Below are 16299 nucleotides of genomic sequence, written 5' to 3'. Positions count from 1 at the left end.
CACCCTGCGTTGACGCTCAAGCCCAATCGTTATTAAGTGCTATTTATCCGCATTAATACGATAAATCGCACCCATGCTGACTCGTCCGCTGCGCCGCAAACGCCAGAAGCTTTCCGATGTGATTGTCGAATCGGTCAAGCGCTCCATCGTCACCGATGCCTTGAAGCCCGGCGACCGCCTGCCCACCGAGCGCGAGCTGATGGAGAGTTTCCAGTGCTCCAAGGGCTCGGCCCGTGAAGCGCTCAAGGCGCTGGAGGTCGAGGGCCTGGTGAGTACGCGCACCGGCCCCAGTGGAGGCGCCTATCTGAACCAGGCCGGCACCGAGCCGGCCAGCCGTGCCTTGCGCAACTACCTGCACTTCCAGCATCTGGATGGCGAGCAGGTCTATCAATTGCGCAAGGTCATCGAAGTGGAACTGGCGGTGTCAGTACTCGGGCGCTTGGGCGAAGACGACTATCAAGCCCTGCAAGCCAACGTGGATTTCTGCAGCGCCCCCGAAGACAGCGAAGCCGGCCAGCGCGAACAGCGCCTGGCGGAACTGGAATTCCACAACCTGCTGGCCAGGGCCTGCCCCAACCCGCTGCTGAGCTTTATGGCGCAGTTTCTCAACGACCTGCTGCGCGACCTGGTGGTGCTGAAAAAAGCCTACAAGCCCAAGCGCAAGCAGTTCGACGCGGCCAACCTGGACTATCACAAGCAATTGTTGATTGCCTTTCGTGCAGGTGATGAGGGCGCGGTGCGCAGCTTGATGCATGAGCATATGTGCGACGCCGAACACCACATGACCGCCCTTGAAGGCCAGGTCAGCCCACACTTCCTTCTGGAGTTCGATCACTCTTAAGCACACCGACAATCCAATGTGGGAGGGGGCTTGCCCCCTCCCACACTTTACCGAGTTCACCCGCTGAATCGAGTTATCCCATAAAAAGCCTGCCCACAGGCCCTTGCACCACCGTATCGCCCTTGCCGCTCCTGCCAATAACTAAACCAGGGAGTCACCCCATGCAGCGTCGTACGTTATTGAAAGCCAGCCTCACCGCGGCCGCCGCCCTCAGTTTGCCGCTGAGCGTGCGTTCGGCATTCGCCGCCCAGCCCTTTACCTTTTACGGCCTCAAGTCCATGTCTGGTGCCTTTGCCAGCTATGGCAAATTTGCCGACATGGGTTCGCGCCTGGCAGTGGACCAGCACCCCGAGCTGCTCGGGCGCCCGCTGAACTACAAGGTCATCGACACCGAAGGCAACGCCGGCAAGGCGGTGCGCAAGGTGCAGGAGGCGATTCAGCAAGACGGCGCGCGGTTCTTCCAGGGTTGCACCTTGTCATCCTCCGCCCTGGCGGTGGCCAAGGAAGTCGACAAGGTCGGCGGCGTGTTCATGACCCCGGTGGGCGCCGATGAAGTCACCGGTAAAGACTGCAACAAGGCGACCTTCCGCTGGTCGGTGCCCACCTACGGCGCGATCCGCGAAACCATGGTGCCGCTGATCAAACTGCTGCCGGACGCCAAGCGCTGGTACACCATCACCCCGCAATATGTATTCGGCGAAGCCTTGCTCGAAGGCGCCAGAAACGTGCTCAAGGAGCACGGCCTGGAACACGTCGGCAACAGCTATCACTCGCTGCAGGAGCAGGAGTTCTCCGGCTACCTGACCAACGCCATTTCCACCCGGCCCGATGTGCTGGTGCTGCTCAACTTCGGCAGCCAGTCGTCCAACACCCTGCGCCAGGCGGTGAACTTCGGCATCAAGGAGCGCATGAAGGTACTGCTGGTGTGGTCGGCCGGCCTCGATCAGTTCCAGGAACTGGGCAGCGATGTGCTCGAAGGCGTGTACCTCGGCGCGCAGTACTGGCACCAGGTCGACACCCCGCTCAACCGTGAACTGGTCAAGCTGACCCAGGCCAAATACGGGATCAACCCCACCTACCCGCTGGCCGCCGACTACATCAGTACCAAGGTCATGCTCGATACCATCATTGCCACCGGCAGCTTCGACGGTGCAACCGTGGCCAAGGCCATGCAGGGCTTGAGCTACGAAGGCCCGACCGGCAAAGAGTCGATCCGTGCCGGCGACCATCAGGTGATCAAGGATTACTACCTGCTGGTCGGCAAGGCCAGCGGCGACATGGCCGACAAGGACGACCTGGCCAAAGTGCTCAGTGCCGGCCAGTCGTTCCCTGCGGTCGAGGCGACGGGCTGCTCGCTCGGCTGATCCCCTGAATATGTAGCGCAGGGCCGCGTAAGCGGCGTCCTGCCGAGGGTTCCTGCATGCTTAATCTTTACCTGTTCCAGATCCTCAACGGCCTTGGGCTGGGGATGATCTATTTCCTGATTGCGGTCGGGCTGACGATCATTTTCGGCCTGCTCAACTTCGTCAACTTTGCCCACGGCGCGTTCTTCCTGCTGGGGGCCTACATCTGTTACACCGCCGTGAGCCTCACCGGCAGCTTCTGGCTGGCGCTGCTGATCGCGCCGCTGGTGGTCGCCGCGCTGGCCTGGGTGATCGAGCGCTTGCTGATCCAACGGATCTACCACTTGCCGCACATGTTCCAGATCCTGGTGACCCTGGGCATCGCACTGATCATCCAGGAAGCCAGCGTGATGATCTGGGGCCCGGTGGGCAAGAGCGTCGCCGTACCGGAACTGCTGCGCGGCGTGCTGGTGGTGGGGGATTTCGTCTACCCCTACTACCGCCTGTTCCTCATCGTGTTTTCCGGACTGGTTGGCCTGGGCCTGTGGCTGCTGCTGGAACGCACGCGCTTCGGCGCCTTGGTGCGCGCCGGCAGTGAGAGCACCGAAACCGTGTCGCTGTTGGGCACCAACATCTTCCGCCTGTTCTCCATGACCTTTGCCCTCGGCGTGGCCCTGGCCGGCGTCGCCGGCGTGCTGTTCGCACCGTTGCGCGGCGCCCAGCCCTTTGTCGGCCCGGAGATTCTCGGGGTGGCGTTCGTGGTGGTGGTGATCGGCGGCATGGGTTCCTTCAGCGGTGCGCTGGTCGGCGGTTTGCTGGTGGGCGTGGTGCAAAGCCTGATGACCACACTCTGGCCCCAGGGTGCGAGCTTGATGATCTACGGCGCGATGGCCGTGGTGATTCTGGTGCGCCCTTACGGCCTGTTCGGGAGAGCCTGACATGAGCGAGAAAAATCCCCTGCCGTTTGCCAAGACGCAATCCAAAGCCATGCTGCTGTGGGTATTGGCGGTGCTGGTCGGCCTGCCGTTGCTATTGCCCTCGGCGACCCTGGCCACCGAGATCCTGATCTTTGCCATGGCTGCCCTGGCGTGCAACCTGCTGCTGGGCTACACCGGGCTGTTGTCGTTCGGCCAAGGCATCTTCTTTGGCGCCGGTGCCTATTGCGCAGCACTGCTGATGATTCACCTGCAACTGGGGTTGTTCACCGCACTGCTGGGTGCCGCCATCGCCGGCGGTTTCCTGGCGTTGCTGGTGGGCGCCCTGGCGATTCGTCGCACCGGCATCTACTTCGTGATGCTGACCTTGGCGTTCAGCCAGATGGCCTACTTCGTCGCCTACACCTTGAGCGATTGGACCGGCGGCGACAACGGCCTGCTCAGCGTGCCGCGCCCGGAAATCCGTATCGGTGACACCGTGCTGTTATCGCTGGCCGACGCTCGGGCCTTCTATGGTTTTGTCGCGGTGCTGTTCCTGCTGATCTTTATCGGCGCACGCCGGGTGATCGCTTCGCCGTTCGGCAGCACGCTGATGGCGATCCGCGAAAACGAAACCCGCGCCTCGGCCATCGGCTACGACACGCGACACTTCAAGATCCTGGTGTTCGTGCTGTCCGGCGCGGTCACCGGGATTGCCGGAGCGCTGTACGCCATGTTGCTGCATTTTGTGCCGCTGTCGAACATCGACCTGGCGATGTCCGAAAACATCCTGATCATGACCATTGTCGGCGGCACGGGCTCGCTGTTCGGCTCCCTGCTCGGCGCCGGCTCCATCGTGCTGCTGGGGGATTTTCTCTCCGACCTGTGGCCGCGCTGGCTGATGCTGCTTGGGGTGATCCTGATCCTGGTGGTGATCTTCATGCGCGGTGGTTTGTGGGGCGGCCTGGCGTCGCTGTTCGAGAAGGTGCGCGGCAGCCGCAAACCCGCCGTCGTCACCAAGGAGCAAGAGCTATGAGCATCCTGCTGGAAACCCGGAACCTGGAACTGGCCTACGGCGCGTTCCATGCAGTCAATGGCGTCAACCTCAAGGTCGAGGCCGGCACCATCCACACCATCATCGGCCCCAACGGCGCCGGCAAGACCAGCCTGTTCCACTGCCTGACCGGCGAACGCCAGGCCACCGCCGGAGCAATGCATTTCGACGGCAAGAACCTGATGCGCAAACCGGCCCACGCCCGTGTCGGCCTGGGCATGGCGCGCTCGTTCCAACTCACCAGCCTGTTCCAGAACCTCAGCGTGCGCGAAAACCTGCGCCTGGCCGCCCAGGGCCGTGACGGTGCGCGCGCCCTGAATTTCTGGCGCCGTATGGACAGCAAGCGCGAACACCTGGAGATGGCCGACCAGGTGCTGGAACGCCTGCAACTCACCGCCCGTGCCGACACCCTGGCCGGCGAGTTGTCCCACGGCCAGCAGCGGGTACTGGAAGTGGGCATGTCGATCTGTTCCAAACCGAAACTGCTGATGCTCGACGAGCCCACATCGGGAATGGGCATCGACGACATCCCGATCATGACCCAACTGATCAGCGACCTGGGCCGCGACCACACGGTGCTGCTGATCGAACACAACATGAGCATCGTCATGTCCATCAGCCAACGCATCACGGTGATGAGCCACGGCCAGATCCTGGTGGAAGGCACGCCGGATTTCGTGCGAGCCGATGAGCGTGTGCGTACTGCGTACCTTGGGGAGGCCGCCTGATGCTGATCGTCGAGAATATCCATTCCTACTACGACAAGAGCCATGTGCTGGAGGGCGTGTCATTGACCGTCAACCCTGGCGAACTGGTGACCCTGCTGGGTCGCAATGGTGCCGGCAAGACCACCACTTTGCGCAGCATCCTGGGCATCATCTGCCCGCGCCAGGGCCAGATTCACTTCAACGGCCAGGCGCTGGTGGGGCAGAAGATCTTTGAAATCGCACGCCAGGGCTTGGCGCTGGTGCCGGAGAACCGTGGGATTTTCCGTCTGCTGACCGTTGAGGAAAACCTGCGCATCGCCGCCCGCAAGAACAGCCGCTGGCAGTTGGAAGACGTCTACGCCATGTTCCCGCGCCTCAAGGAGCGGCGCCAAAACGCCGGCCATGCGTTGTCCGGTGGCGAACAACAGATGCTCGCCATCGCCCGTGCGCTGCTGAACGATCCCAAGCTGCTGATCCTCGACGAACCCACCGAGGGCCTGGCCCCGGTGATTGTCGACGAGCTGGTGAAGATCCTGCGCAAGGTCAAGGACGACGGCCTGCCGGTGCTGCTGGTGGAACAGAACCTGATGGTCTGCGACAAGCTCGCCGACCGCCATTACGTACTCGAACAGGGCCGCGTGGTGTACGAAGGCAGCGCCGCTGACTTCCGTGCCGACCCGTCGATCAAGAACCGCTATCTGGCCCTGAGTGCCTGACCGGAGAATGCCCATGAATAGTTTTGCGCAACCGCTCCAGAGCAACGCCCCGCTGATCAACCGCGAACGCCTGTGGCAATCGCTGATGGACCTGGCCCGACTCGGCGCCACCGCCAAGGGTGGCGTGTGCCGCCTGGCCCTCACCGATCTGGACCGCCAGGCCCGTGACCTGTTTGTGCAGTGGTGCGAAGCGGCCGGGTGCAGCGTCACTGTCGACGCCATCGGCAATATCTTTGCGCGTCGTGCCGGACGCAACCCCGCCCTGCCCCCGGTGATGACCGGCAGCCACATCGACACTCAACCCACCGGCGGCAAGTTCGACGGTTGCTACGGGGTGATGGCCGGACTGGAAGTGATCCGTACCTTGAATGACTTGCAGATCGAGACCCAAGCACCAATTGAAGTGGTGGTGTGGACCAACGAAGAAGGCTCGCGCTTCCCGCCGTGCATGATGGGTTCCGGGGTATTTGCCGGGAAGTTCGACTTGCAGGACACCCTCGACAAACTCGACGACCAGGGCCTTTCGGTGGGCGCCGAATTACAGCGCATCGGCTATGCCGGTTCGCGCGCAGTGCTGGGCCACCCGGTGGGTGCGTACTTCGAAGCGCATATCGAGCAGGGCCCGGTACTGGAAGACCAGGCCACCACTATCGGCGTGGTTATGGGCTGCCTGGGCCAGAAGTGGTTCGACCTGACCCTCACCGGCGTCGAAGCCCACGCCGGCCCCACCCCGATGCACCTGCGCAAGGACGCCCTGGTCGGCGCCGCCGAGGTGGTCAGCGCAGTCAACCGTATCGCCCATCAGCAACAACCCCATGCCTGCGGCACCGTTGGTTGCCTGAGCCTGCACCCCGGTTCGCGCAATGTGATTCCCGGCCAGGTGCAGATGACCATCGACTTGCGCCACCTGCATGCCGACAAATTGCAAGCCATGGTCGATGAAGTGCGCGGCGTGATCGAAACCACGGCCGCCCGCCACGGCTTGACCTTTGAACTGACGCCCACCGCCGACTTCCCGCCGCTGGACTTCCACCCGACCTGCGTCAATGCCGTGCGCGAGGCTGCGAGCACCTTGGGCTTGAGCCATATGGACATCGTCAGCGGCGCTGGGCATGACGCGATTTTCGTCGCCGAACTGGGCCCGGCCGGGATGATCTTTGTGCCGTGCGAAGGTGGCATCAGCCATAACGAAATCGAAAACGCCACACCGGATGACCTGGCGGCAGGTTGCGCAGTGTTGCTGCGGGCCATGGTCAATGCGGCACAGGGGGATCTGGCATGAGTGAGATTGGCCAACTGACAGCGGTGCAACTGCTGCAGCATTTTCGCGACAAAAGCTTGTCACCGGTGGAGGTCACCGAAGATGCGTTGCTGCGCATCGAGCGCTACAACCCGGTGGTGAACGCTTACTGCCATGTGGACCCGCAAGGCGCATTGGACGCGGCGCGTGCCTCGGAACAACGCTGGTTAAAAGGTGCCCCTTGCGGCGCCCTGGACGGCGTGCCGGCGTCGATCAAAGACCTGACCCTGACCCTCGGCATGCCTACGCGCAAGGGCTCGCGCACCTCATCCGCCGAGGGACCGTGGGATGTGGACGCGCCCTTCTCGCACTTCATGCGCAAGGCCGGCGCGGTGCTGCTGGGCAAGACCACCACCCCCGAGTTCGGTTGGAAAGGCGTCACCGACAACCCGCTGTACGGCATCACCCGCAACCCGTGGGACACCCGCACCACGGCGGGCGGTTCCTCCGGTGGCGCCGGTGCGGCAGCGGCGCTGAACCTGGGTGTGCTGCACCAGGGCAGCGATGCCGGCGGCTCGATCCGCATCCCCTGTGCCTTCACCGGCACTTTCGGGATCAAGCCGACCTTCGGTTATGTGCCGCAGTGGCCGGCCAGCTCCATGACCATCCTGTCGCACCTGGGGCCCATGACCCGCACGGTGGAAGACAGCGTGCTGATGTTGCAGACCGTGGCACAAATGGATGTGCGCGATGGCCTGATCGGGGCGCCAAGGACCACGCCCTGGCTCACCCCAGGGGCGGATCTGAAGGGCTTGCGTGTGGCTTATAGCCCCTCGTTCGGCTATGTGGATGTCGACCCGCAAGTCGCCAAGGTCGTTGCCCAGGCGGTGGAGGGCCTGGTGCAATTGGGCGCCCATGTCGAGCAGATCGACCCGGGTTTCAGCGACCCGCTTGAGGTGTTCAGCACCCTTTGGGCCGCCGGCGCCGCACGCCTGACCAGTTCCATGAGCGACGCGCAAAAGCAACTGTTGGACCCGGGGCTGCTGCGTATTGCGCAACGGGGCGAGCATCTGAGCCTGGATGACTTCAACGTCGCCTTGGAAGCGCGCGCCGCACTGGTTGCGCGCATGGCGGCGTTCCATGAGCACTACGACGTGCTGGTGTCGCCGATGATGCCGATTACCGCGTTCGAAGCCGGGCACAACGTACCGCCGGGTTCGGGGATGAACGAATGGATGGAATGGACGCCGTTTACCTACCCCTTCAACCTGACCCAGCAACCAGCGGCGTCGGTGCCCTGTGGATTGGCGGCGAATGGGCTGCCGGTGGGGCTGCATGTGGTGGGCGCACGGTTTGCCGATGAGCAGGTGTTGAGGGTTTGCCACGCGTATGCAAAGGCATTCCCTACCGAGCATTTGGCAGCACCTGAAACCCTGAGCTGAAATTCAGTTGAACCGGTGGGAGGGGGCTTGCTCCCGATGGCGGCGAGTCAGTCACCGCTGCATTTGCTGAAACTCCCTCATCGGGAGCAAGCCCCCTCCCACAGTTTTACCGCATTCCACTACAATGCCCTCCATTCATCTTCCGGGGGGCTTCATGGACATCGAACTGGCACGCACCTTCCTGGAAATCACGCGCTGCGGCAGCCTGGCCGCAGCGGCCGAGAAACTGCACGTCACCCAGACCGCCATCACCGCCCGGGTGAAGAACCTGGAGAGCCAGCTGGGTAGCACGCTGTTTATCCGCAACCGTGCCGGTGCGCGCCTGACCGCCGATGGCGAAGCCTTTGTGGTGTACGCCAACCAGCTGCTGCAAACCTGGGAGGCTGCACGCCGTGATCTGCCGTTGCCCGATGGCTATCGCAATGTGCTGCATATCGGCGGTGAGGTGAGCCTGTGCAACCCGTTGATGCTCGGCTGGGCTCAGGCGCTGCGCGAACATATCCCCGGGCATGCCCTGCGCACCGAAATCCGCGAGGGTGAACACCTTCTGCGCCAATTGGAACTGGGTGTGCTCGACGCAGCGCTGGTGTTCCAGCCGCAATACTGGCCGGGCTTGCAAGTGGAGCAAGTGCTGGAAGAAAAACTGATCCTGGTGCAACTGGCGAGCAAACCCGAGCCCTACGTATATATCGACTGGGGCCAGGGTTTTCGCCAGCAACATGACGCCGCCCTGCCCGACAAGGCCCGCGCCGCGCTGAGCTTCAACCTCGGGCCGTTGGCGTTGCAGTACATCCTGGAAAATGGCGGTGCCGGCTACTTCCGTACGCGGGTGGTGCAAAGCTACCTGGACAGCGGCGTGATACAGCGGGTGGCCAAGGCCCCGGAATTCAGTTTCCCTACCTATCTTGTGTATTCACGGGCGCGGGACTCGGCGGTGCTGCAACAGGCATTGGCGCTGCTGCGCGAAGTGGTCAAGGCTGAAAGTGACTGGTCGCAACGCTGGGATCCGCTGATTTGAAGCACCGGATGCCGCCGCGCATGCTAGCCTGCGGGTGTGTCCTTTTGCAGCCTTACCGATGAACAAGAAAAAGTCCGTCACCATCAGCGACATCGCCAAACGCGTCGGCATGACCACCATCACGGTGTCCCGGGCGCTGAGCAAACCCGACCTGGTCAAACCCGCCACCCTGGCGCGCATCCTAGAGGTAGCGCGGGAGCTGGACTATGTGCCCAACGCCTTCGCCCGTGGGCTCAAGCGCAGTGAGAGCCTGATCATCGGGGTGATTACCGCGTCGGTGGACAACCCGTTCTACAGCGAGATGATCAAGGCGATTTCCCGCGAGGCGAAAAAGCACGGCTACACCATCATGCTGGTGGACACCGATGAGCTGGAGGAACTCGAGAGCAAAGCGGTGGATACCCTGCTGGGCTACCGCGTGGCGGGGATCATCCTGTCGCCGGTCTCCGATGAACCGAGCTACCAGCCCGATTACCTGGAACGCCTGGGCAATGGCAAGACCCCGGTGGTGCTGCTTGATCGCACGATCCACGACAGCCCGTTCAGCCGCGTAGTGCTGGACAACTACCACAGTGGCCTGCAAGCAGCACACTACCTGCTGCGCCAGACCCCGAACTTCAGGCGCCTGCTGGTGCTGACCGGCCCCGAGCATTCGCGTATCACGGTGGAGCGCCTCAAGGGCCTGCGCGAAGTGCTGGCCGAACACCCGCACATTCAGGTCGAGGTGCAGGCCGGCGACTACACCTTGATGCCGGCGTATTTGCACACCCTCGACTACCTGGCCACCCACTCGGCGCCGGACGCGATCATGGGTTTCAACCAGTTGATTACCCTGGGAGCCTTGCGCGCATTGCGCATGCACGACATCCCCCACGACAGCCTGACCATCTGCGGTATCGACCGCCTGCCCTTCGCCGATATCTTTGGCGTGCCCATCGCCTGCGTGGCCCACGATGCCTCCCTGGCCGGCAGCAGCGCGGTACGCCTGCTGCTCGACCGGCTGGAAGATCCCTACAAGCCACGGGACAAGGTTGTGATCGCCGGGCAATTGGAAAACGGCTAGCGGCTGGTGTAGCCACCGTCGATAGGCAAACTCACGCCGCTGATCATGCTCGCCGCATCGCTCAGCAGGAACAGCACCGGCAACGCCACTTCCGCCGGTTGCGCAAAACGCCCCAGGGGGATCGCCGCCAACGCCGGGTCGCGCTTGGCCGGGTCGGACCAGGCCATGCTTGCCATCGGCGTCAGCGTCACGGTGGGGTTGACGCTGTTGACGCGCAGGCCAAACCGCCCCCATTCGGCGCATTGCACACGGGTGATTGCATCCAGGGCCGCCTTGGAGGCGCAGTAGCCGAGATGGTCATCCAACGCCACCAACGACGCCTGGCTGGACACATTGACGATACGGCCGGCGATGTCCGCCGCGATCATCTTGGCCGCGACACGGCTGGCCACCTGGGCGGCAGCACGAGCGTTGACGTGCATCACCTGGTCGAAGGCGTCTGCGCTGATGGCAGCGGCGGGCTCCAGGCGCGAGATGCCGGCGCAATTGACCAGGCCGTGCAGGGGCGGCAGGTCTTGCAGCACTTTATCGAGGGCCGCGCTGTCCGCAATGTCCACACAGAGGGAGTGGCAGCCCAGTTCGGCCAAGGCTTGGGCGTCGCGGCCGAGGGCAAAGACTTCGGCGCCGCTGGCAATCAACTGCCGGGCGATTTCCCGGCCGATACCGCTGCTGGCGCCGGTGACGAGGATGCGGTGGTGGGTGAAGTTGAAGACTGCGTTCATAGATAAAAATCTCAAGAACAATGAAGATCCACTGTGGGAGGGGGCTTGTCCCCTCCCACATTTTTTCTGTGTTGAATCAGGTAACTTGCAGGTTGTGCATGATCGGTTTCAGCGCCGGGTATAGCTTCAGGTACTCAGCAAACGCTTGATCATAGGCCAGGACATTCTCGCGCTTGGGCTGCGCCCGTTGCTCCAGTTTCACCCAGCCCGTGTCCATGGCTTCATCACTCACCAACCCCACCGTATGCGCCGCCAATAACGCCGCGCCCAGGGCCGCTTCAACCTCCTGGACAATGGTGTAGACGGGGTAGCGAGTGACATCCGCGATAATCTGCATCCACAGGTCCGAATGGCTCGCCCCGCCCACTACAATCAAGCGCGGATCCAGGGAGTGCGCGCCCTGGGTGCCCGCTTCGACATTGTGGCGCAGGGCAAAACTCACCCCTTCCAGCACTGCGCGATACAGGTGGATGCGGCTGTGATACAGGTTGAGCCCGACAAAACTGCCGCTGGCGCGGTCGTCCCATACCGGGCTGCGCTCACCCATCAGGTACGGCAGGAACAACAGGCCTTCACTGCCCGCCGGAATCTTCGTCGCGCTCTGCTCCAGCAGCACCAGGCTGTCTTGCCCCGTCGCCTGGGCCTGTTGCTCTTCGGCCTGGCAGAACTGCTCGCGAAACCAGCTGACCGAGGCCCCGGCGGTGATCGCACCGCCGAAGATGTACAGGTCGCGGTGACCGTTGTAGACATGGGGCATGCTGACCAAGCCATGGCGGGCATCCACCTGCTGGTTGAGGTAACCCCAGCACATGCTGGTGCCGATCATTGCCACATGATTGCCCGGCTGGGTGACGCCTGCGGCCAGGGTGGCCATGGCCGCGTCCACACCGCCGGCAAGGATCGGCATGCCCGCCTGCAAACCCAGGCGCGCCGCCCAGTCCGGCAACAGCCCACCCACCACCTCGCCGGAATACAACAGGCGCTCGGGCATCATGGCCAGGGGGATTTCCAGCGCCGCGAGCATCTCTTCGGACCAGCCGCGTTGGGCCACGTCATACACCCCGCCGATATTGCCGGCGCTGCTGTGGTCCACCGCCAGCTCACCGGTCAGGCACCAGTTGATATAGCTGTTGGGCGGCAGCAGGTAGCGGGTGTTCGCCCACGCCTGCGGCTGATGCTGCTTGAGCCAGAGCATCTTGGTGAAGCCGTAGTAGCTGTCCACCGAGTTGCCGGTCACCGCAAACAGCCGGTCCAGGTCCACGTGCTCACGCACCCACTCGACCTGCTCGCCGGCGCGGCGATCCATCCAGATCAGGCACGGGTGCAGCGGCGTCATCTGTGCATCCACGGCAATCCCCGAGCCGCCGTACAGGCTGCTGATGCACAGCGCCTTGACCTGCTGCGCCGGCACGTCGGCCTTGGTCATGCACTGGGCCACGCACGCCTCGACTGCATCCAGCCACACCTGCGGCCATTGCTCGGCCCAGCGCACTTTCGGGGTATCCACGCGATAGCCCTGGCTGTGCTGGGCGATGATCGTGCCCTGGGCATCCACCAACAGCGCCTTGGTGCTCTGGGTGCCGATGTCGACACCCATGACGTAGTGCATGCCGTTACTCATGGGCGGGCAGCACCGGCTTCAACAGCACCTTGATCGACTTGGTGGAGTTGGCCAGCTCGAAGGCTTCGGCGAAGTCGTCCAGCGGGAAATCATGGGTGACAATGCCTTTGGAGGTGACCAGGCCGCGTTCGAACAGATCGATGGCGATCGGGTAGCAATACGGCCCAAGGTGCGCACCACGCACGTCGAGTTCCTTGCGGTCGCCGATGATCGACCAGTCGACGCTGGTCTCGGCGCCAAATACACTGAACTCGACGAAGCGCCCGAGCTTGCGGATCAGGTCCAGGCCTTGAGTGACGCCCGCCGGTACGCCGGTGGTTTCGATGTAGACGTCACAGCCGTAGTTGTCAGTGAGGCCGTTGATGATCTCGCGAGCATTGTCACGGGCCGGGTTGATCACCACATCGGCGCCGAATTTTTTCGCCAGTTCCAGGCGCTCGTCGACCATGTCGATCACCACCAGTTTTTTCGGGGTCTTCAGCGCCGCCACCTGGACCATGCACAGGCCGAGGGTGCCCGCGCCGGCAATCACCACCACGTCGTCGAGCTGGATATCGCCACGGTTGACGGTATGGATCGAGCAGGCCATCGGCTCCACCAGCGCCGAATCCTCCAGGGACACTGCCTCGGGAATCCTGTGCACGATGGCAGTCTTGGGGATGCGCATGTACTGGGCCATGCCGCCTTCGGCCACTTCGCGCTGGAAGCCGAAGATGTTGTGCACTTCGCACATCCAGTATTTGCCCGATTTGCAGAAGCGGCACTTGGCACAGGGCACGATCTGTTCGGCGATGACCTTGTCACCGACCTTGACCTCAAAGTGCTCCTCGGCGCCCTCGCCCGCTTCCACCACGTAGCCGAAAAATTCGTGGCCCGGCACCACCGGCGCCTTGACCCAGGGGTTGTCGCCCCCCCAGAACATCGCCGCGCCCGAGTGGCACTTGCAGTCGCTGGCGCAGATGCCACAGGCGGCGATGCGGATCACCAGCTCATTGGCGCGGGCCTGGGGCTTGCCGATGCGTTCCAGGCGGTAGTCTTTCGGGCCGTGGCAGACGACGGCTTGCATGTGGGTGTGCTTGTCCATGGTGTTCAGTCCTGTGTGATGAGGTATTTATCGATGGCGCTGACGGCTGATAAAGATCGCCAGCAAAATGATCCCGCCCTTGATCACGCTCTGCACGTAAGGCGATACGCCAAGCATGTTCAAGCCGTTGTTCAACACGCCCAGCAGCATGGCGCCGAGCAAGGTACCGACGATCACCCCGCGTCCGCCGGCAATCGACGCGCCGCCAAGCACCACGGCGGCAATCGCATCCAGCTCAAACGACACGCCGGCATTCGGCTGGCCGCTCATCAGGCGCGAGGTGAGCACCAGCCCGGCAATCGCCGCGGTGAAGCCGCTGATGCCATACACCAGCAGCTTGAAGCGCGCTGCGCGCACCCCGGACAAACGCACTGCTTCTTCATTGCCGCCGATGGCGTAGATATAGCGGCCGATGCGCGTGTGTTGCAGCAGCACATAGGCCGCCAGATAAGTGAGCAGCATGATCAGGATCGGCACCTGCATGCCGAACACACTGGCGCGACCGAAAAAGGCGAACCACTCCGGCAACCCGGAAATCGGGTAGCCGTCGGTGTACATCAGCCCGAACCCACGGGCGATGCCCATGGTCGCCAGGGTGACAATGATCGGCGGCATGTGCAGGTAAGCCACGAACAAGCCGTTGCCGATGCCGAACGCCACGCCCACCAGCAACCCGGCGCCAATCGCCAGGCCGGGAGGCACACCCGCGACCATCAGCCCGGCAGTCAAGGTGCCGGACAGCGCCATCACCGGCCCCACCGACAAATCGATGCCACCGGTAAGAATCACGCAGGTCATGCCCACCGCGATAATCGCGTTGATCGACACCTGGCGGGCGATGTTGGACAGGTTGCTGGTGGTAAGAAACGTGTCGCTGGCAAGGATCATCACCAGGGTCACCACCACCAGCCCGACAAACGGATAAAACGCTGGCGAGCGCAGCAGCCGCGCCAGGTTCAGGCGCAAGCGGCTGGTGCCTGCGGTGTTAATGGACGTATTCACTTGAGCCCCCTGTTGCATGGCGCATGACCTCTTGAGGATTGACGGCGGACCCTTCCAGCACCTTGACGATCGCGCCCTTGTGGAACACCGCGACGCGGTCGCACATGCCGATGACTTCGGGCAGTTCGGAGGAAATCATGATGATGGCGTAGCCCTGTTCGGTGAGGCTGCGCATCAAGGCGTAGATCTGCGCCTTGGCGCCGACGTCGATACCGCGTGTGGGTTCGTCGAACACCAGCACATCGCAGTGGTGGTTGATCCAGCGGGCGATCACGACTTTTTGCTGGTTGCCGCCGCTGAGGTTAAGCACCCGGCTTTCGCCGCTGGGCGCCTTGATCGACAGCTGGCGCATCAGCGCTTCGACGCTGGCGCATTCCTTGGCCGTGTCGATCAGCCCGCTGGCGTTCTGGTACTTGGGCAGGTTGTTCAGGGAGATGTTTTCGCGAATGCTGAAATCGGTGATCAGCCCTTCGCTCTTGCGGCTTTCCGGCAGCAGGCCGATGCCATGGGCGAGTGCCTCGGCCGGGTCATCGAGGCTGACCTTTTCGCCGCGCAGCCACACCTCTTTGCTCACCGACGGCAACGCGCCCATCATGCCCAGGGCCAGTTCAGTGCGGCCCGAGCCCACCAGCCCGGCGAAGCCGAGGATCTCGCCCTTGTGCAGTTGGAAGCTGTTATGCGGGCCGTTGCGTACCAACTGGATGTCCTTGACCTCCAGTAACAGCGGGCCGCGCTCGCCGGTGGGCTTGGGTGGGAAACTGCATGCCAGGCGCCGCCCCACCATCATTTCCACCAGGCGGTCGATATCGCTGTCGGCCACATCGGTAACGCCCACATTGCCGCCGTCGCGCAACACGCTGATGCGGTCGCACACCCGGAAAATCTCTTCCAGATGGTGCGAGATAAAAATCACCGCCACGCCCTGGCGCTTGAGTTCGCGCATGATCTCGAACAGCAGCTCGGCTTCGCTGGGGGTCAGGGTTGCGGTGGGTTCGTCGAGTACCAGCAAGCGCGCATCCAGGGCCAGGGCCTTGGCAATTTCGACGAACTGCTGCTCGGCTACGCTCAGGTGCTTGACCGCGCAGTGCAGGTCGATGCTCACCCCAAGGCGCTGGAACAACGCCTGCGCCGCCACGGCCATTTCGCGCTTGCGCAACAGACCGAAACGGTTGCTCAACTCATGGCCGAGGAAGATGTTTTCTACGGCTGTGAGGTAGGGAATCAGGCTGAATTCCTGGAACACGATGCCGATACCGGCGGCAATCGCGTCACGGTAAGTCGCAAATTGCCGGGCCTGGCCATCGATGAGGATCTGCCCTTCGTCCTGATGCTCGACACCGCCGAGGATCTTCATCAGGGTGGATTTACCCGCGCCGTTTTCCCCAAGCAAGGCGTGGATTTCGCCGCGCTCCACTTGCAGGTTGATCGACTTGAGGGCCTGCACGCCCGGGTACCGCTTACAGATGTTTTCCAGCTTCAGAAGACTGCTCATACCGCCGACCTCGCGTTCAGAAGGTTTGCCTGGGCCCCAC

15 protein-coding genes are annotated in these 16299 nt (G+C 63.0%); 10 read left to right on the top strand and 5 right to left on the bottom strand.

What is annotated here, in order from left to right; translation table 11 throughout:
- Positions 1 to 73 precede the first annotated feature (73 nt).
- From QZR30_RS13195 to QZR30_RS13150, 10 genes are all read left to right on the top strand, one after another.
- Positions 74 to 841 (top strand): FadR/GntR family transcriptional regulator, encoded by a 768-nt coding sequence (locus tag QZR30_RS13195; protein ID WP_057024909.1) that lies wholly within the window; start codon positions 74 to 76, stop codon positions 839 to 841.
- Positions 842 to 1002: 161 nt separating this feature from the next.
- On the top strand, positions 1003 to 2205 hold the full coding sequence (locus QZR30_RS13190; protein WP_046068764.1) for an ABC transporter substrate-binding protein: 1203 nt from the start codon (positions 1003 to 1005) through the stop codon (positions 2203 to 2205).
- Positions 2206 to 2261: 56 nt separating this feature from the next.
- Positions 2262 to 3122: a branched-chain amino acid ABC transporter permease gene (locus tag QZR30_RS13185; RefSeq protein WP_003215751.1), complete on the top strand. Its 861-nt coding sequence runs from the start codon at positions 2262 to 2264 to the stop codon at positions 3120 to 3122.
- A gap of 1 nt (position 3123) precedes the next feature.
- Complete coding sequence (locus tag QZR30_RS13180) at positions 3124 to 4134, top strand: branched-chain amino acid ABC transporter permease (RefSeq protein ID WP_046068765.1); 1011 nt, start codon at positions 3124 to 3126, stop codon at positions 4132 to 4134.
- Complete coding sequence (locus QZR30_RS13175) at positions 4131 to 4880, top strand: ABC transporter ATP-binding protein (protein WP_059397262.1); 750 nt, start codon at positions 4131 to 4133, stop codon at positions 4878 to 4880. Before QZR30_RS13180 ends, QZR30_RS13175 begins: the two co-directional genes overlap by 4 nt.
- On the top strand, positions 4880 to 5575 hold the full coding sequence (locus tag QZR30_RS13170) for an ABC transporter ATP-binding protein (RefSeq protein ID WP_046068767.1): 696 nt from the start codon (positions 4880 to 4882) through the stop codon (positions 5573 to 5575). Before QZR30_RS13175 ends, QZR30_RS13170 begins: the two co-directional genes overlap by 1 nt.
- 13 nt (positions 5576 to 5588) lie before the next feature.
- Positions 5589 to 6857: a Zn-dependent hydrolase gene (locus QZR30_RS13165; RefSeq protein WP_046068768.1), complete on the top strand. Its 1269-nt coding sequence runs from the start codon at positions 5589 to 5591 to the stop codon at positions 6855 to 6857.
- Positions 6854 to 8257, top strand: a complete 1404-nt coding sequence (locus QZR30_RS13160) for an amidase (RefSeq protein ID WP_311903400.1) — start codon at positions 6854 to 6856, stop codon at positions 8255 to 8257. The genes QZR30_RS13165 and QZR30_RS13160 overlap by 4 nt, the downstream gene beginning before the upstream one ends.
- 154 nt (positions 8258 to 8411) lie before the next feature.
- Positions 8412 to 9275, top strand: coding sequence for a LysR family transcriptional regulator (locus tag QZR30_RS13155; RefSeq protein ID WP_059397259.1), 864 nt, complete (start codon positions 8412 to 8414; stop codon positions 9273 to 9275).
- 58 nt (positions 9276 to 9333) lie between these two features.
- Positions 9334 to 10338, top strand: coding sequence for a LacI family DNA-binding transcriptional regulator (locus QZR30_RS13150; protein WP_046068771.1), 1005 nt, complete (start codon positions 9334 to 9336; stop codon positions 10336 to 10338).
- On the opposite strand, the gene QZR30_RS13145 is transcribed toward QZR30_RS13150, so the two are convergent.
- The 5 genes from QZR30_RS13145 to QZR30_RS13125 form a co-directional block, all read right to left on the bottom strand.
- A complete protein-coding gene (locus QZR30_RS13145; protein ID WP_046068772.1) occupies positions 10335 to 11060 on the bottom strand; it encodes an SDR family oxidoreductase in 726 nt (241 codons plus the stop codon). The genes QZR30_RS13150 and QZR30_RS13145 overlap by 4 nt on opposite strands.
- A 76-nt stretch (positions 11061 to 11136) precedes the next feature.
- The gene (locus QZR30_RS13140) at positions 11137 to 12669 is read right to left on the bottom strand and encodes an FGGY-family carbohydrate kinase (RefSeq protein ID WP_046068773.1); all 1533 of its coding nucleotides are present in this window, start codon (positions 12667 to 12669) and stop codon (positions 11137 to 11139) included.
- A gap of 4 nt (positions 12670 to 12673) precedes the next feature.
- Positions 12674 to 13765, bottom strand: a complete 1092-nt coding sequence (locus QZR30_RS13135) for an alcohol dehydrogenase catalytic domain-containing protein (protein ID WP_046068774.1) — start codon at positions 13763 to 13765, stop codon at positions 12674 to 12676.
- Positions 13766 to 13792: 27 nt separating this feature from the next.
- Positions 13793 to 14785: an ABC transporter permease gene (locus QZR30_RS13130; RefSeq protein ID WP_046068775.1), complete on the bottom strand. Its 993-nt coding sequence runs from the start codon at positions 14783 to 14785 to the stop codon at positions 13793 to 13795.
- Entirely contained in the window at positions 14751 to 16259 is a 1509-nt protein-coding gene (locus QZR30_RS13125; protein ID WP_274354928.1) for a sugar ABC transporter ATP-binding protein, read from the bottom strand. Before QZR30_RS13125 ends, QZR30_RS13130 begins: the two co-directional genes overlap by 35 nt.
- Positions 16260 to 16299: the final 40 nt, after the last annotated feature.

Origin of the sequence: Pseudomonas sp. rhizo25, assembly GCF_031931935.1 — a bacterium.
GTDB classification, from domain to species: Bacteria; Pseudomonadota; Gammaproteobacteria; order Pseudomonadales; family Pseudomonadaceae; genus Aquipseudomonas; species Aquipseudomonas synxantha.
This window is presented reverse-complemented; position numbering and strand designations above follow the sequence as displayed.